Below are 17,476 nucleotides of genomic sequence, written 5' to 3' on the forward strand. Positions count from 1 at the left end.
CGCCAGCCATATGACCGGCCCGTCACGCAATTAGCTGCCAGCACGCTGCTTGTTCAACCATTTAAAGAAGAAAGGTACAGAGAACATAATAACAAACAGACGAAAAAGCTGATAGCTGGTAACAATAGATACATCACCACCGACAGCCGCTGCTGTCAACCCCATTTCGACCATACCACCCGGTGCAGTACTCAACAGCGCCGTCGTGAAAGGCAGTTCATACAGCACCGCCAACCCATACCCAAGACCAATTCCGAACAATACCAGGACAACAACTGTCACAACTGTATAGGTTGATATTTTTTTCCAATCAGGCAGATCCCGCGGCTGCATTTGCAGACCGATATGCACCCCGATGAAGATTTGTGCCAGATCAATGAACGCTACCGGAAGTTGAGGGGTGGGAAGTCCGGCAAACGTCATCACAATGGTCAGCACCATCGGCCCAAGCAGCAGTGCAGTGGGGATTCGTAGACGGGCAAAAAACCACGCACCTGCCACCATAAGCAGTGGATATAAAAGATACGCATACCATGGCATGTCTATCCAGCTGGCAGAGCCGGCACCCATACTATTTTGTATGGCTCCGGAATCACTGCCAAATAGATACACCGTCACAATCGGTACAACAATGACGATAACCATCACACGCATGCTTTGCAGAAACATGATGACAGTCGGATTCAGCCCTTTTATCTCATCCAGCATTACCATAATCTGCGACAATCCGCCCGGTACACTCCCAATCATACAACTTGAAAGATCAAGTCCAGTGATTTTCGAAAAAAGAAAGCCCAGCAGCAGACTAAATCCGATGGTCAGGATGGTGATTGCAATCATTGATGGGACATGGTTACCCATTTCAGCCAGCGTGTCTTTTGTGAATGAAGTGCCGATCAAATACCCGAGCAGCACCATCGCTATTTTCCGAAACGAAAACGGCCAGTACAACTCCCGCTGGGTTGCAATGCTCCACGCAGCTACAGCTACAAGTGAGCCAATCAGCCATGGAAGCGGTATATTCATCTCAGAAAATATGGTAACACCAACCAGCGCCACCGATAATGCCTCCGCAAATGCACGCCATCTGTTCAACATGTTCATCTCCTCTGTATATGTACAAAAAAGAACCACCACACAACATGATGGCCTAATGACATATTATAGAGGAAATGTTGGGATTTGTTAAAGCTAACCTACATTCGCATTTTCATAATTCTATAAAACTAGTGCTGCAATCACACCGCAAATAAACAAAGGAATGTTGTAATGTAAAAATGTTGGTACACAAGTATCCCAAATATGATTGTGCTGACCGTCTACATTCAAACCCGATGTCGGTCCCAGTGTACTATCAGAAGCTGGAGACCCTGCATCTCCAATTGCCCCGGAAGTCCCAATTAATGCGGCTGTTGCCAGAGGACTAAAACCGATGGATGCACATAATGGAACAAAGATTGCGGCAAGAACTGGGATTGTCCCAAACGATGTACCAATTCCAATGGTAACTAACAATCCAACACACATCATAACAATCGCTGCCAACAGATAGCTATCCCCGATCCAGGAGCTTGTTGATTCTACAAGGTCGGTAACCGCTCCGGTCTCCGTTAATACAGAAGCGTAACCGGAAGCTACCAGCATGACGAATGCAATTGCACCCATCATCTTCACGCCACCTTCTACTACAGTTTCACCGCTTTTCCACGTTTCTGCACGGAAGATAAATATGATTAAAATACCGCCTAAAGCCGCAAGAACAAGTGATCCAAAGGCGATTTGCAATACTAGTGTGACAGCCAGACCGAAAAGCGTTATAAAATGCTTCCACTGCCATTTATCATTGGCCTCTTCGGTAGTAGCCGCCACCTCACTTGCAAAATCCGTTGGGATATCTTTGTAGTCGCGTGGCTTTCTGTAAGTGAATAGAATAGCAATTGCAAGTCCGACCACCATGCCGCCCACAGGTATTGCCATAGCCAATGGTATTTGGGACAACGCAATTTCCATACCATTTGCCTTCATTTCATCGACGATAATACCTTGGAAAATTAGACCAAATCCAACTGGCACAAGTATATAAGGTGCCTTAAGTCCAAACGTTAAAGCTGTGGCAATACCTCTGCGATCAACTTTCATCTTATTAAAGATGGATAACAGTGGTGGAATGAGAATGGGAATGAAAGCAATATGGATAGGAATAACATTTTGAGATAAACTGGCAAGACCAGCCAGCAAAAATAGTACAATAGCGCGCCTTCCACGTATAAGCGGTAAAATGCGTTGAATTAAAAAACCTGTAATGCCAGAGCGGGCAATCATAACGGCCAATATCCCCAGTAAAATGTAGCTAAGTGCCGTCTCCCCTTGCCCACCGAGCCCACCAACTAAGGTAGAAACGGTTCCTTCTACTGACAGCCCTGCACTTAAGCCTCCGACCACAGCTGCAATCAGTAGGGCAATAATAACATTGACACGGGCAAGGCTAAGAGCAACTAATACAACTACGGATAATACGACTGGATTCAATAAAATCAAGTCAGTCAACTCCCCTTCATTATATTTGAGTGTGTTCAGACACCCTTGTTTAATACATTAATTCAGTCATAATCCCCTCAAGCCGGCCAAAAATTTTTCACTCTCGATTTTCTGCACGCTACTGTCGTGAAATGGATTCAAAACATTACTAACTGTTTCTATATCTTCCGAAAACATACGATCATTTGTTATACTCGGGACAACATTTCGAAACTTGTTCCATAATTTATACAGTTTTGGAGAGACTTTTTCCGGGCCCTTATATTCAACTGCCTGTAATGCACAAATACATTCAATAGCAAGGACGCGGCGTGCGTTTTGTATTATCGATCCACCATGTCGTGCAGCAATCGTTCCCATACTTACATGATCCTCCTGATTTGCTGAAGAAGGAATGGAATCAACGCTTGCAGGGTGAGCTAATGTCTTATTTTCTGAAACCAAGGATGCTGCCGTATATTGCATAATCATGGCACCGGATTGCAAGCCGGGATCTGGGCTTAAGAACGGAGGCAGATCATTAAGCTGTGGATTAACTAATCGCTCAACACGGCGTTCAGATATATTTGCCAGTTCTGCTACAGCAATTTTTAAAAAATCCATGGCTAATGCAATTGGCTGACCATGAAAATTCCCGCCAGATATAACGAGGTTCCCACCCTCAAAAATAAGCGGGTTATCCGTAGCGGCATTTGCCTCAATTTCCAGCTTTTCTTTTACATAGTCAAGTGTTTGCCATGTTGCCCCGTGAACTTGTGGAATACAGCGAATAGAATAGGCATCTTGAACACGTTTTTCACCTTGACGCGTAATTAATCGACTGTCTTCTAGCCAGTCATTCATTCTGCTGGCTACTTGCGCCTGCTGCTTATATCCTCTTGCTTTATGAATTGCTGGATTAAACGCATCAATGATAGATTCCAGGCCTTCCATTGACATTGCTGCAATCCATTCACTGTCGTAGGCTAACCGCTCTGCTTCGATATAATTGATAACACCCATGGCAGTCATTGCCTGTGTTCCATTTATGAGTGCCAATCCTTCTTTTGCTTTGAATGTAATTGGTTTAATAGACTTAGCAGTTAAAACATTATGTGTATTGACTGGTTTGCCATCATCACCATGAACTTTACCTTCTCCGATTAACACAAGCGCTAAATGCGATAAAGGTGCTAAATCACCAGATGCCCCCAATGATCCTTGTTGCGGAATAACTGGATGAACATGTTTATTGATCAGTTCTTTCAAAAACTCAACCAACTCTTCACGAACGCCTGAAAACCCTTTCAAAAGAGCGTTCAGCCGAAGGACCATCATTGCTCTTGAAACGACTTCCGGAAAATAATTACCAACACCGATTGCATGAGAGCGTATTAAATTAAGCTGCAAATCCTCTACGTCTTCTTCATTGATAATAACGTCACTAAACTTCCCAAACCCTGTATTAATACCATATACTGTTTGATGATTGGAGACGATATCTTCCACAGCCAACCGGCTATTTCGAACATCGTGCATACTTGATTCCGAGATAGAGACCCCTTCCAGTTCGATGCAAATTCGTTTTAATTGATCTATCGTCAGTGAATGACCAGTTAATTCAATCATTTGCGATTCCCCCCACTATGAAGTCTGACCACCGGGTTTCCTCTCTTGATAACCGTATCAACATGGTTCATCCCATAGTTATACGACAGCATCAGGTAATTCGGTACATCAAATATAGCAATGTCAGCCTGCTTTCCCACCTCCAAACTGCCGATGTGATCAGCACAATCAATCGCATGCGCGGCATTAATCGTGGCTGCAGTCATAACTTCTTCCGGCGTCATGCCCATTTTCAAGCAGCCCAGGTTCATGATAAATGGCAGGGACAGCGTTGGTGACGAGCCCGGATTGGCATCAGTTGACAGCGCAACAGGCACGCCGATATCAATCATTTTGCGCGCATCGGCAAACACCGCCATCAGGAAAAATGCAGTCCCCGGCAGCAAGACGCCCATCACATCGTTTTCAGCCATTTTGCGGATACCTTCATCGGAAGCCTCCAGTAAATGATCTGCTGAAATTGCTCCGACTTCTGCTGCCAGTTCCGCACCGCCATACGGCTCAATTTCATCGGCATGGATTTTCGGGATGAGCCCGTACTCTTTGCCGGCTTCCAAGATCCGACGTGACTGATCCGGTGTAAAAACGCCGCGCTCGCAGAACACATCATTGAATTTGGCGAGATTCCGCCGTGCCACTTCCGGCAACATCTCGTCAATGACCTGTTTAACAAAAGGTTCCGGATTATCCCGTTCATCAACCGGAACAGCGTGGGCACCCATGAATGTGGACACAATATCCATTGCGTGATCCTCGTTCAGCTTGGCGGCAACCTCCAGCTGCTTTAGTTCATGTTCCAGTGACAGGCCATAACCGCTTTTAGCTTCTACGGTCGTTACCCCGTACTGGAAAAATGTATCGAGACGCTGCTTTGACTCCTCATACAGCTGGTCAAAATCCGCTTCCCGGGTAGCCTTAGTTGTCGCGTGAATACCGCCCCCCGCATTCATGATCTTCATATATGTTTTGCCTTTCAGCCGCATGGCATACTCATTTTCCCGAGTACCGGCATAGACCAGATGTGTATGCGGATCAATCAACCCCGGCGTAACCGTTTTGCCTCTTGCATCAATCACCTCAGCTCCAGCAATGTCATCCTGGTACTGCTCCTCCAGCTCTACCTGCTTGCCGACTGCCTTGATTTCACCGTCCTGTACAAGTACGCTGCCATTTTCAACAATATTCAGTTCGCGCATTGCATCCTTTTTCGCTGGCTTTCCCGAATGTCCAGCCATCGTTACAACCTGTGAAGCGTTTTCGATTAAAAGTGTTTGTGTCATATTATGCCTCCTCTTGTTTTGCCTCCTGTCTAATCCGACCCTGCGTTAGCCAAAGTTACCTGAACGACAGCGGTTTCCGTTCAATCTACAACGATTATCCATTCATCTAGAGCGCTGCACTGAAAACTATAGCAATTTTGTCATCATCTATAGACTTCGAAGTTTATCCAATCTATTACAACTGCTTTTTGTTGTTCAACATCGGTATCTGAACACCTTTTTCGCGTGCAGTCTCTTCTGCCAGTTCATAGCCCGCGTCAACATGGCGTGCCACTCCCATCCCGGGGTCAGTCGTCAGCACCCGATCAAGTCTTGCTTCCGCATCTTTCGTGCCGTCTGCAACAATGACCATCCCGGCGTGCAGCGAATAACCCATACCGACACCGCCGCCATGGTGTACGCTGACCCAGCTGGCACCGCCGACACTATTGATGAGTGCATTCAATATCGGCCAATCCGCAACCGCATCACTGCCGTCTTTCATGCCTTCTGTTTCGCGGTTTGGTGAGGCGACCGATCCGGAATCCAAATGATCGCGTCCAATAACGATAGGTGCCTTCAGTTCACCGCTCGCCACCATATCGTTAATGATTTTGCCAAAGCGGGCACGCTCCCCGTAGCCGAGCCAGCAAATCCGTGATGGCAGCCCTTGAAAGCTGATTTTCTCCCGTGCCATGCGAATCCAGTTACAAAGCGATTCATTGTAGCTGAATTCCCGCAAAATCACTTCATCCGTCTTATAAATATCTTCCGGGTCACCGGACAGTGCCACCCAGCGAAACGGTCCTTTCCCTTCGCAAAACTGTGGCCGGATATAGGCCGGTACAAAGCCGGGAAAGTCAAACGCATTCGTTACACCTTCATCCTTTGCAATCTGACGAATGTTGTTGCCATAGTCAAACGTGATGGCGCCTTTTTGCTGCATCGTCAGCATCGCCTCCACATGACGGGCTATGCTTTCGCGTGACAGCTGGGTATAACGGACCGGATCCTGACTGCGCAAATCCGCTGCCTCCCCAAGCGTCATATCAGCCGGTACGTACCCATTCTTCGGATCATGAGCGGATGTTTGATCGGTCAACACATCCGGGATAAACCCTTTTGCAATCATATCCGGCAAAACTTCAGCGGCATTGCCGAGCAACCCAATCGACAGTGCCTTGCCCGCATTACACGCTCCCCGGGCCAATTCCAACGCGTGCTCCAGATTGTCTGCCTGCGTGTCGAGGTATTTTGTTTCCAGGCGCCGGTTGATCCGGTGCTGATCGACCTCCACGGCAATGCAGACACCATCATTCAGCGTCACCGCCAATGGCTGTGCACCACCCATGCCGCCAAGACCTGCCGTCAGCGTGATAGTCCCCTTCAGACTGCCATTAAAATGCTGACGCCCACATTCGGCAAATGTTTCATACGTTCCCTGTACAATGCCCTGGCTGCCGATATAAATCCAGCTGCCCGCCGTCATCTGTCCATACATCATCAGACCCTTCCGATCAAGCTTATTGAAATGCTCCCAGTTCGCCCACGCAGGGACCAGATTGGAATTGGCGAGCAGCACTTTGGGCGCATCCTTATGTGTCCGGAACACTGCTACAGGCTTACCTGACTGCACAAGTAATGTCTCGTCACTTTCCAGCCGCTTCAACTCCCTGACTATCGCCTCATAACTCTCCCAATTTCGGGCCGCCTTGCCAATTCCGCCATAGACGACGAGCTCTTCCGGATTTTCCGCCACATTCGGATTCAAATTATTGTTCAGCATCCTAAGTGCAGCTTCCTGCAACCACCCTTTCGTATGCAGTTCGGTCCCGCGATATTGTTCAACTGGTGTGTTTCTTTTTACCGTCATATCATCAACCCCCATCCGTTAATTGTAAAATGCTTACAAAACAGACCTAACTATGAAAGTTTTGCATCGTTTCCGCCACCAAATGTGCTGCCAACTTGACTGTCTTATCACGCTCATCCACAAGCGGGTTCACTTCCGAAATATCAAAACTGAGCAAATGCCTTTTTCCCGCAACATACGTCAAAAGCGCCCTGACCGTTTTCGGATCGAGGCCAAGCGGTGACGGTGCACTTACTCCTGGCGCGGCTGATGCCACAATCGAATCTGTACACAATGTCACGATTAAATAATCATACCGCTTCGAAAAATCATCGATCGCAGCGAATGTTTCATGAAAATCATTCACTCCAATATCTTTTTCCAAAATATAGGCACTACCGTGTTTTTCAGCAGTCTCGAACAACGCTTTTGTATTGCCAAAGGCCTGAATCCCCAAGCAAAGATAGCCGGCTTTGTCATCTTCCTCCAAAATCTGCCTGAACATCGTACCGGACGATGGCTCTGGATCATTCCGCATATCAAAATGCGCATCAATGTTGATGATCCCTAGCGTTTTGTCGGGTCCGATATACGCCCTTGCGCCAAGGTAATGACCGTACAATGTTTCATGGCCGCCGCCGAGAATGATTGGCACAGAACCTGCCTCTAAAATTCCCGCTACATGACGGCCAAGTTTCACCTGGGCTTGTTCCAGATTACCCTCCTCACACTGCACATTGCCGGTATCAACCGTCTGTCCACCAAAGTGATACGGCAGTTTAGCTAATTGTTTACGAATCGCATCAGGGGCCTCTCGTGCACCCAGTCGTCCTTTATTCCGTCTGACACCTTCATCACTTTCAAATCCGACGATACCAAAGTCGCCCGCACTCGCCTTCAGTTCATCCAAATCTTTAACCTGAACCACCTGATGAAACCGAAAGCTTGCCGGGTTCGTATCATCGTCAATCCTGCCGCTCCAAACGTCTTTGTCTGTATAAATATCAACCACCCCAATTCATGATGTAAATTTCTGAATTTCTGAATATATTAATTTTAATGATTATTATAGTGTATCCATGATATAATGACTAATACTAATTTTTCATATTTTGATAGTTTTCATCTATAGGGGAGTGAACCATGGATATTCGCCAACTGAAATATTTCATAACTGTTGCTGATGAACACACTTATACGAGAGCTGCCAGCCTGCTGCACATTTCCCAGCCATCTTTAAGTGCCGCCATCAAAAAGCTTGAATCCGAAGTCGGTCTTACCCTGATTGACCGTTCCGCACGTGATCTCCGTCTCACCAAGGAAGGTCAGATCCTCTATCAGGAGGCACAAAAACTGCTGCATCATCATGAACACGTCTCGTTTGAAATGGACCGCCTCAAGCAGCAGGGCCCGCTCGAACTGTCAATCGGCCTTATCGAGTCATCGATGTTTTTCGTGCCTGACATCCTGACCCGTTTCAAAGCGGAATACCATAATGTGCGCGTCAGCCTGCTGGAAACCTTAAGCCTCACGGACGTGAAAAAGGCTTTGAACAATTTTGAGATTCACCTGGCCATCACCAATCAGTACATCCATCAGGAAGACATCGAAACCATCCCGATCTATGAAGAAAATCTCGTTGCACTCATCCCGCCTCAGCATCATCTTATCCGGAAAGAGACATTGCATATTGATGACCTGGAAGGGGAAAATTTCATCGTCTGCAAAGAAGGCTTCCAGACACGGCAGGATATCCTGAACGCCTTCAGCAAATCCGGCGTCAAACCGGATATCCAATTTGAAATCGAGCGTTTCGAAACCGGATGCAGCCTCGTGGAGGAGGGCCTCGGGATCACCGTCGTCCCGGAAAACTATGTCCGCTATGCCAAACAGATTGACTGTGCGATCAAAACAATTGACGACGCCCACATCTCGCGCATTGTCTACCTCGCCTATGATAAAAACCGCTACCAGCCGCCAATCGTCATGCGGTTCATTGAGCTGGTGAAAGCTTTCTTTGTCTGAATGAGACACCCTTGCACCTCTATAATCGAAATAAATCATGAAAAAGGGGCAGATTTTATAAAATTTTTTTTGAAAATCATGCCCCTTTTTTGCTTTTTGGTTCGATTATAGATATGAACAACGATAAGAAAGCGGAAAAATAACAAAAAGAACACCAGTTACAAACCTCATCTTCTGCTGGATATATTGGGTTGTTCGCACATTTCCCGTAAAAATACATGCATAGCCCACTATCTTAGAGGTAAAAATAATAGTCATAGTGTATACAATGTACATAAAATGCTATTATAGGAGGTGAGGAGGGAATGATTATGCAAGCTTTCCAAAACGCTACTGACGTTCGAAAGCATTGGGGGCAATTCAATGATGATATCGTTCGAAAAGGTCCTCAATTTGTCAAGCGTAATCGTGATGAATGGGCTGCACTTAGCAAAGAACAACTTCATGCTGCATTTGGCCATTTCCGTTTTGATGCCAAAATGCTTACTGAGGATGACGGATCCATAACAGCATCCATTCGTGATTTTGGTATGGTAGCCAATGGTGATACAGAAGAAAAAGCGCTGACCGAATTGGCAGAATATTTAATTGATTATGCTGAAGCGTATCAGGAAGAATTCGAACTATACTATAAATCTCCCAATAGACGTGACCATTTTCCATATATTATGAACGTGCTGATCCAAGATGACACAGAGGACGTTAAGGCTTTAATATCATGCCGACATGGAGAGAGATAGAACGTTTTTGCCGGCGTGATGGCTGGGAAATCGTAAAAAAGAAAAAGAAGCATAATCATTATAAAAAAGTCATGCCTGATGGACATATCAAGCATACATGGGTTTCACGGGGAACGGGGAAGATTAAGCACCATCAATGGAAAGAAATTCTTAATCATCAGTGGAAGTGACAGAAGAATATTTCAACGAGAAAAAGTAAGCTGGCTGCATAAATCGAGTCAGCTTTTTTCTAATTAAAAATTAAAAGCCGGATTCAAATTTATCCATCTCCTCCACCATAACGGAAACCTTTTCCATATGAAAGCCGTATTATTAGCTGGAGGGGATTTACTTGCTGAAATATGTTTTAATTATTGGAGCTATTATACTAATCATCGCTGCGTTGGCTGTCGGTTTTTTTAAATGGTCGGGCACAAGTAATCCGGATTATGTCCGGAAGTTACTGCAAAAAGAGACTGTCCGTTCATCCATTGTTTTTAAAGAAAATGCTGAAACAAAAATTAACATGGATTCATCTGAGATGATGGGGCTTGCCAGCACAGTTAAGCTGATGGTGGCAATGGAATACGCCTTTCAGTTCGGCGAGGGAAAAATAGATAGCCAAGAACGTATCAACCTGCAGGAACTGAACAAGTATTATATCCCCAATTTGGATGGCGGTGCACATGAAGCATGGCTGAATGATGCTGACAAGAAGAACTTGATCGAAAATGATACAGTCCCAATCAGAGAGGCTGCCAGGGGAATGATGGCATTTAGCTCAAATGCCAACACGGAATTTTTATTGGATAGGCTTGAGATCGAACAGATTGAAAAGCGAATGAAGGCAATAGGCATTAAAGAACACTCGCCTTTGCATTACTTCACATCCTCTATTTTCATCCCTTATGAAATTAAATTACGGGAATACCAAGATACCTCCATGAACGACGCGAAGAAAGACATTATCAAGCATATAAACAATATGGATGATAAAGAATGGGCAGCCCTGTCATCCGACATTCATGAAAAATTGGCTTCCAATGCACAGTACAAAGAAAAGGCAAACGTTCTTGACTGGTGGAATGAAGACTATGACAGGATTCAGTCCGAACGATTTATCAAATCAACGGCGTCCGAATATGCTGATTTCATGAGCAAAGTTAACAACAAACAGTTCCCGGAAAAAGTCCAGGCAGAATTGGAATACCTGCTCGGGTCGCTTATGGATAACCCGGCGAACCAGGAATGGCTTGAGCGTGCCGGCAAAAAAGGCGGCTCCACTATGTATATCATAACGGATGCTTTATTTGCCGAGGATAAACAAGGTAATAAATTTGAACTTGCTATTTTCTTTAATGAACTGGAGTGGTATCAATCCCGAAAATTGATGGCCAGCTTGAATGAATTTGAGCTGAAACTGCTGAATGACCCATCAATCCGGGATGATATGTATGAGCTTTTGAATTAGGCGCCTTTCTGGAATAAGTGTGTCCGCGTTCTCTATACGTGGAACACTTTCTAAAATAAGTGTATGGGTGAAATGATTTATGAACCAAGAAAATGTACGCTCTAAATGCAGTACTCAAAGTAACGCACTTCAGCTGGTTGAATGTCGGCAATCAGCGCCCAAATATTCAGTTTAATCATTGAAATCGACACGACGGTTTCATTTTTTTGCTCCACCCATTCACCCCCACGAATTGATTAAAAGCAAGTTGTTAGCCGTTTTCCATATGGGAGACGTTTTTAAAGTCCCGAATGGAGGCGGGAATCTGTACCATTTACTCTTGCGGGAAAACGGAAGCCTTCTTAACTTTTTCCAATCCAAGTGTCGTTTCCCCATCAAAATACTGCTCCCCGCACTATTCACAAACTGCAGCCGGAACATCCTCGATGATCATTTTTTCCCACTCCATTCACGTTCCACTGACACACGTTTATGATTTACATCGCCGTTACAGATGCAGCATTTTTTCATTCCGACGACCTCCTTGTTCGTTCATCCGGCCATTTCGTTGCATGTATAAAATTCACGTAAACAAGGTGCATGTACCTTAACCACAGTAATTAAAACGGATTCGTCGCCCACTGCAGGGACTGTTTAATGAAAATACGCGGATGCAATTTCAGCTGTGACACCATGTATTCCGCCAGGTCTTCCGGCTGCATGAATTTTTCCTTATCCTTCTCGTCAGTCTCACCGCTGAAGGTCATACCTGTCATGACCATGCTCGGATTCAGCGTGAAGACACGAATATTGTGCGGGCGCACTTCCTGCATGAGTGCCTCGGTCATCCCCTGCACAGCAAATTTGGATGCACTGTATGACGTTGATCCCGCCGTTCCTTTCAGCCCATTGCTGGAGGAAATATTAATGATGTCGCCCTGATTTTTCTCAATCATTTGCGGCAAAACCGCCCGTGTGACATGGTATGTACCGAACACATTCACTTCAATGATCCGCTTCCAGTCGTCAGGTTCCACTTCAAGGAACTTGCCGTGCTGACCGATACCGGCGTTGTTGATGAGAATATCCGCAGGGCCCAGTTCGTCTTTAAGCTTATCAATAGACAGATTCACTTCATCGATATCCGGAATATCACAAGGAGCATAAGCTGTCTTGACCCCTTGCGTCTCAGCTTCTTCTGCCACTGCCTGCAGTTTACTTTCCGTCCGAGCGATCAACCCAACATGTACGCCTTCACGGGCCAGTTCCAGCGCAGTCGCCCGTCCGATGCCGCTGCCGGCGCCCGTGATGTAGGCGATTTTTCCTTTAATATCCTGTCCCATTCCGTATCATCCTTTCAATCCTAGTCATTACAGTCATTGTACCCGCTGACAGCCACATACTCCAGCAAAAAATTTTTATTTTCCATGCCACATTTTTGATTTTCGTTTCGAATATAGTTACAGCACCTCATTAAAAAATGTCGACCTCGGCAGCTGTCGGTTCACCCATTTACATATGGTCGAGCAGGACCTGCGTGGAGCGATGGATTCCACCTGAACAGGCAGGAGGTTTTGTTGAGATATTTGGTTTGGCCAAACAAGTTAACACCTGATAAATGACTGAACGATCCCATAAATATAACAACAATGACCACTATAACACTTATGTTTCGATAATATTTATTCATCGTCTATCGCCTCGTTTAACAGGTTAACTTATTGAATGTACCTGTTCCATTCCACGAATAACCCGAACCTCCTTGTTTCAGCTTAAATTAGTTCGCCACAATCCATTTAAAAACACATAAATAGCGTTAAAATTCCTGATAATATCATAAACAGCACAAAAACCAAGGATACTAAACAGCCCTGACAAACAAAAAGAAAGCGATAAAACCCAATACGATAAATATTTGCATGACAATCCCGACCAAGCTGCAAATTAAACCCGATATCGCCAGTCCCCGGCCGGTTTGATTTGTTTTGTCCATTTCCTTTGTCGCTTTTCGTGACATGATAATTCCGATGATCCCGAGAATGAAGCCAATAAAAGGAATGAAGATTGATAGAATACCAAGCGTTAAGGAAACAATCGAATGACTATTTATTTGTACATTTTCACTCATGTTGCATCACTTTCTTCCCATGTTCTTTAAGAATTAATATTCACCAATAAGGTCCTCTTCATTCGATAATTTTAGGATAAATGGATATAAACCACGTATTAGAAAAACAAGAATGACGACGAGAATCAGTGCCATACCTACCAAAAAATCCAACCAGACATTAACAGGCAGCAGCATAACTGGAATTAAGCATAAATCCACTAGCCCTTATTCTTGATGCGGCGGCCTCATATTGCTTTTCACCACAATGCGGACATCTCCAATTGAATATGGTTTTTACCGTTTGTTTCCAAGTCCATTTTTTACCGGCGTTTTGACAAATCGGCATTTAACCACCGCTTTTTTAAAAGTGGAAAGGACAACTAAATAAGTTTTTTCAATGCAGCCCCTCCTAACCTTTATCAACACCCCGGCTAATTATTCTGCTTCAGCAAATTGGAAACCGCAATAAAACTTAAACCGGCAGCCGCAATTATGTATGCTGTCAGTTGGTTGCTTACCAGATGATTAAATTCCGCCAACCCCATCAGAAAAAAGTGTCCAATGGCAAATAAAACTAAACCAAACCAAAATAATATTTTCCGTGACACGTCCATTCATTCCTTATTAATTTTTGTCCTTCTTCCACTTTCGACATCAAAAATGATAATTCCTTTAAAAAGGTGCAATTCTATCACAAAGAATTGCACCCATTTTAACACCACAGATGTTACTTAACGGTTACGCATCATCCACAGCTTCACGGACGGCCTCATCGCTGGCTGCTGATTCTGTCTCGTCTGAATCTTTCGAGGCAGCTGCTTCCTGGTAGTACTTTCCCTTCTGTGCGCCAAAATGATCAGCGTTGCCGCGGGATACATAGCTCTCAAGCATCGCCTTCAAATCCATGCCGGTTGTTTCCTTAAGGGACTCCTGAATACCGAGCATCGTTGAAGTCACGTTATTGGCGACTTTTGATGAGCCACCCCGGGAATTACTGCCGCCCATATCAATTACTTTCATATCCTGGATCTGGGAAATTGGTGCAGATACTTTTTCAGCATACTCAGGCAATACGTTGATCAGCATTTCCACAATCGCTGCCTCGCCGTATTTCTCCATCGCCTCGGCCATGCGTTCTTTGGACTCGGCCTCGGCAATACCGCGCTGGCGGATAACTTCTGCTTCGGACTCCCCTTTAATCCGTTCTTTTTCCGCTTCTGCCTCAGCTGCTTTCGTTGTTTTATAGGCTTCAGCATCGGCGATTGAGCGGCGTCGTTTGTTTTCTTCTTCTTCCAATTCAACCGCACGCTGCTTTTCGATATATTCAACTTTCAATTCTTCATCCTTCACCTGTTGGGCCAGCTTTTGCCGTTCCAGCTCACCCGCCTGCTCAGCGTTCGCCTTGGCGCGGTTCGTTTCTTTCTGGAATTCAGCTTCCTTAATGTCTTTTTCTTTCTTGGACTGTGCAATGGCTGTCAGACGGCGGTTTTCTTCATCCTGTGCTTCCTGGTCATTCTGTGCCTGATAAATGCGAGTTTCTTTCTCCGCATCAGATTCAGCCTGCTTTGCCAGTTTTTGCACTTCAGCAATATGCGGACGTCCGAGTGCATCGATATAGCCGTTCTCGACATCCACATCCTCTACATCATTCAGTGCAAATGATGTAATTTCAAAACCCATGCCTTTAAGGTCTGCCTCGGCAATCTTCTTCACCTGCGTATTGACTTCTTTAAAATCGTTATAAATTTTTTCAATGGAAAGTGAGGCAATAATTGCACGCAAATGGCCGTTTAAAACGTCTCTTAATTCAGCTTCCCGCTCATTTTGCTTTTTCCCGAGAAATTTCTCAGCAAAGTTGGCCATAATCTCCAGTTCACTGCCAATACTGATAACAGCCGTACTGACAACGCGAACCGGAATCCCTTCCTTGGTGTATGCTTTTTCGGAATCAACTTGCAGCTGGAATGACGTCAGATCAATCGGTGTTGCCGTCTGGAACATGCGGAGACGATACCCGCCACCACGTATGATTTTGACTGAACGGCCATTTTCATCCTGGAAAACGTTCCGCTCTTTTTCCGGATCGCCAAGTTTCGGTCCGGTGACGATCAGCGCTTCATTAGAGCTCGCTGTTTTATAGCGGAGCCTGAAGATAATAAATGCGATCGCGCCCACAACAAGCGCCACAACCCCAACAATGGCCAGAATCATTAAAATTAATGCATCTTGAAACAAAAAATCCGCTCCCTTATAAATGATGAGTCCGATCCATCAATCTATGTATATGGATCTATGTTACAGTACGATTACAAGTCACATAAAGTTTCAATATTCATAATATTTATTTTTAAAAACCGAAAAAATCTCCATCCTTAACTTATTCAGGTATGATTAGATGTAGAATCGGAAAATATCGCTTTTCTTATTTTGTAAACCCTGGTAAAATAGCAAAATTCGTCTTTATTTTTGCAAAACGCGCTGACAGATGTCCGGAATTCACTGATTAAAATCCGGAAAGCCCGCTGATAAACCCTTGTATGACGCTGATAAGTTCTTCAAAAGATAAAATTGTATTAAAAAAACTGCCGGCCTGAAAACCAGCAGCTCCTCTTAATGTTCAGTCATTGGCTCTCCCTTGAACACCCGGCCTTGAGAGATCGCGTTTGTTAACCCATACACGTTCCGGATTGGCGTTTTCCGGAAATTTATCGCCTGCTTTCATCTCAATCTGCTTCGGATCCTCCACATTACTTCCCGTTTCGCCCTTCTCAATGTAAATGCCATTATTCGGTGCTTTTTGGCCTCCACGGAAGCGGGACTGTTCACCCATGTTCATCACTCCTTCAGCTTTGTTACCCTTATTGTGGTTGATATTCCAGACAATATAACGGTTAAGCGGAAAAAAGTTACTTAAACAAACACCGTACAAAAAATTGTACATCGAATGGAAGATAATGACAGACCAAAGTGATCCCGTCTTATGAAATACATAACCAAACAGGGGGGACAAGCTTATCGTCCCACACCAACAGAAGATGGATCAGAGAACACCTGACCCATTGTCCCGTCACTTTCTCAGCCAGCGAAACAGTCCTTTTTTCTTCGGTTTTTCTTTTTTCGCTTTTTTGCCTAAAAAAACTTCCCTTACTTTTTGTCGGTTTTCTTGCTCGCTGAGGACAAATAGTGTATCACCGGCTTCAATTGAAGTATCCCCGCTTGGCGTGATTAAGTCTTCATTCCGGACAATACCAATGACCAATGTATCACTTGGCAGGGTAATATCTGTTAACGTTGAATGAACAACTGGTGCTGCTTTGCCAATCGGCAGTTTGATGATTTCGGAATTCGTATTGCCCAAGTGGATCATTTCAAAGCCACTTGGGTCAAAATCGTGACCATCCTCCGTCAAGCCTAATTTCGACGCCAGTGGTGACAAGGTACTACCTTGGATAAGTGCAGAAATAAGCACCACGAAAAAGACCGCATTAAAGATCACATAAGCATTTTCGACATCCGCTATAATCGGATAAGTAGCCAGAACAATCGGTACGGCACCTTTCAACCCTGTCCAGGACAAAAATAGCTGTTCTTTCACATTGTATTTGAAAAAAATCATACATAAAAAGGTTGCAACAGGCCTTGCAACGAACATGAGGATGATGGATAATAGTACCCCCTGCCAGCCAACCTTTACCAAATCGCTTGGGAAGACGAGCATACCAAGGAAAATAAACATGATGATCTGCATCATCCACGCAAACCCTTCATTAAAACGAACAATGGCGAATTTATGCATCAGATCACTATTCCCAACCAGGATACCCATCACATATACGGCTAAAAATCCGCTCCCGCCCAAATAATCAGTCAGGCCAAATGTTAAAACAGCGCTTCCCAATGCCAGAAGCGGATACA

Annotated in this window: 16 protein-coding genes and 1 pseudogene; 3 read left to right on the forward strand and 14 right to left on the reverse strand. The window is 44.9% G+C overall.

Annotated features, from left to right (window positions below; translation table 11 throughout):
* Positions 1–30: 30 nt before the first annotated feature.
* The 6 genes from VK080_RS07585 to hutG all read right to left on the reverse strand — a co-directional run bounded on the left by VK080_RS07585 (position 31) and on the right by hutG (position 8,275).
* Positions 31–1,098: an AbrB family transcriptional regulator gene (locus VK080_RS07585; protein WP_324224166.1), complete on the reverse strand. Its 1,068-nt coding sequence runs from the start codon at positions 1,096–1,098 to the stop codon at positions 31–33.
* Between the two features lie 120 nt (positions 1,099–1,218).
* Positions 1,219–2,538 carry a Na+/H+ antiporter family protein gene (locus VK080_RS07590; RefSeq protein WP_324224167.1) on the reverse strand — a complete coding sequence of 440 codons (1,320 nt, stop codon included), beginning with the start codon at positions 2,536–2,538 and terminating at the stop codon, positions 1,219–1,221.
* Positions 2,539–2,604: 66 nt separating this feature from the next.
* Positions 2,605–4,146, reverse strand: a complete 1,542-nt coding sequence (gene hutH / locus VK080_RS07595) for a histidine ammonia-lyase (protein ID WP_324224168.1) — start codon at positions 4,144–4,146, stop codon at positions 2,605–2,607.
* The gene (gene hutI / locus VK080_RS07600; RefSeq protein ID WP_324224169.1) at positions 4,143–5,426 is read right to left on the reverse strand and encodes an imidazolonepropionase; all 1,284 of its coding nucleotides are present in this window, start codon (positions 5,424–5,426) and stop codon (positions 4,143–4,145) included. Before hutI ends, hutH begins: the two co-directional genes overlap by 4 nt.
* Before the next feature lie 175 nt (positions 5,427–5,601).
* Positions 5,602–7,278 (reverse strand): urocanate hydratase, encoded by a 1,677-nt coding sequence (gene hutU / locus VK080_RS07605; RefSeq protein ID WP_324224170.1) that lies wholly within the window; start codon positions 7,276–7,278, stop codon positions 5,602–5,604.
* 46 nt (positions 7,279–7,324) lie between these two features.
* Positions 7,325–8,275, reverse strand: a complete 951-nt coding sequence (hutG, locus tag VK080_RS07610) for a formimidoylglutamase (protein WP_414672229.1) — start codon at positions 8,273–8,275, stop codon at positions 7,325–7,327.
* A 125-nt stretch (positions 8,276–8,400) separates the two neighbouring features.
* Here hutG and VK080_RS07615 point away from each other — a divergent pair, with 125 nt between their 5' ends.
* The 3 genes from VK080_RS07615 to VK080_RS07625 all read left to right on the forward strand — a co-directional run bounded on the left by VK080_RS07615 (position 8,401) and on the right by VK080_RS07625 (position 11,472).
* Positions 8,401–9,282, forward strand: a complete 882-nt coding sequence (locus VK080_RS07615; RefSeq protein WP_324224172.1) for a LysR family transcriptional regulator — start codon at positions 8,401–8,403, stop codon at positions 9,280–9,282.
* A gap of 311 nt (positions 9,283–9,593) precedes the next feature.
* The gene (locus VK080_RS07620) at positions 9,594–10,022 is read left to right on the forward strand and encodes a hypothetical protein (RefSeq protein ID WP_324224173.1); all 429 of its coding nucleotides are present in this window, start codon (positions 9,594–9,596) and stop codon (positions 10,020–10,022) included.
* A 331-nt stretch (positions 10,023–10,353) separates the two neighbouring features.
* On the forward strand, positions 10,354–11,472 hold the full coding sequence (locus VK080_RS07625; RefSeq protein ID WP_324224174.1) for a serine hydrolase: 1,119 nt from the start codon (positions 10,354–10,356) through the stop codon (positions 11,470–11,472).
* A gap of 599 nt (positions 11,473–12,071) precedes the next feature.
* Here VK080_RS07625 and VK080_RS07630 read toward each other — a convergent pair.
* The 8 genes and pseudogenes from VK080_RS07630 to VK080_RS07660 form a co-directional block, all read right to left on the reverse strand.
* Positions 12,072–12,794: a 3-ketoacyl-ACP reductase gene (locus VK080_RS07630; RefSeq protein WP_324224175.1), complete on the reverse strand. Its 723-nt coding sequence runs from the start codon at positions 12,792–12,794 to the stop codon at positions 12,072–12,074.
* 518 nt (positions 12,795–13,312) lie between these two features.
* On the reverse strand, positions 13,313–13,579 hold the full coding sequence (locus tag VK080_RS07635; protein WP_324224176.1) for a DUF4190 domain-containing protein: 267 nt from the start codon (positions 13,577–13,579) through the stop codon (positions 13,313–13,315).
* Between the two features lie 33 nt (positions 13,580–13,612).
* Entirely contained in the window at positions 13,613–13,780 is a 168-nt protein-coding gene (locus VK080_RS07640) for a hypothetical protein (RefSeq protein ID WP_324224177.1), read from the reverse strand.
* Positions 13,781–13,992: 212 nt separating this feature from the next.
* A complete protein-coding gene (locus tag VK080_RS07645) occupies positions 13,993–14,169 on the reverse strand; it encodes a hypothetical protein (RefSeq protein ID WP_324224178.1) in 177 nt (58 codons plus the stop codon).
* A gap of 130 nt (positions 14,170–14,299) precedes the next feature.
* Positions 14,300–15,796 carry a flotillin family protein gene (locus tag VK080_RS07650; RefSeq protein ID WP_324224179.1) on the reverse strand — a complete coding sequence of 499 codons (1,497 nt, stop codon included), beginning with the start codon at positions 15,794–15,796 and terminating at the stop codon, positions 14,300–14,302.
* A 382-nt stretch (positions 15,797–16,178) separates the two neighbouring features.
* A complete protein-coding gene (locus tag VK080_RS07655) occupies positions 16,179–16,391 on the reverse strand; it encodes a YjzC family protein (protein WP_324224180.1) in 213 nt (70 codons plus the stop codon).
* Positions 16,392–16,499: 108 nt separating this feature from the next.
* A pseudogene (locus VK080_RS16020) lies at positions 16,500–16,598 on the reverse strand (type II CAAX prenyl endopeptidase Rce1 family protein); the annotation flags it as partial.
* Positions 16,599–16,628: 30 nt separating this feature from the next.
* Positions 16,629–17,476 (reverse strand): cation:proton antiporter (locus VK080_RS07660; protein ID WP_324224181.1); only part of this gene is annotated, 848 nt, incomplete at its 5' end.

It is taken from the genome of Lentibacillus sp. (genome assembly GCF_035301925.1).
In the GTDB taxonomy this organism is placed as follows: Bacteria; Bacillota; Bacilli; order Bacillales; family Amphibacillaceae; genus Lentibacillus.

Coding starts and splice junctions, on each gene's coding strand:
- VK080_RS07585 (WP_324224166.1), bottom strand. CDS start 1,098: ATGTTGAACAGATGGCGTGCATTTGCGGAGGCATTATCGGTGGCGCTG.
- hutH (WP_324224168.1), bottom strand. CDS start 4,146: ATGATTGAATTAACTGGTCATTCACTGACGATAGATCAATTAAAACGA.
- hutI (WP_324224169.1), bottom strand. CDS start 5,426: ATGACACAAACACTTTTAATCGAAAACGCTTCACAGGTTGTAACGATG.
- hutU (WP_324224170.1), bottom strand. CDS start 7,278: ATGACGGTAAAAAGAAACACACCAGTTGAACAATATCGCGGGACCGAA.
- VK080_RS07615 (WP_324224172.1), top strand. CDS start 8,401: ATGGATATTCGCCAACTGAAATATTTCATAACTGTTGCTGATGAACAC.
- VK080_RS07620 (WP_324224173.1), top strand. CDS start 9,594: ATGCAAGCTTTCCAAAACGCTACTGACGTTCGAAAGCATTGGGGGCAA.
- VK080_RS07630 (WP_324224175.1), bottom strand. CDS start 12,794: ATGGGACAGGATATTAAAGGAAAAATCGCCTACATCACGGGCGCCGGC.
- VK080_RS07635 (WP_324224176.1), bottom strand. CDS start 13,579: ATGAGTGAAAATGTACAAATAAATAGTCATTCGATTGTTTCCTTAACG.
- VK080_RS07655 (WP_324224180.1), bottom strand. CDS start 16,391: ATGGGTGAACAGTCCCGCTTCCGTGGAGGCCAAAAAGCACCGAATAAT.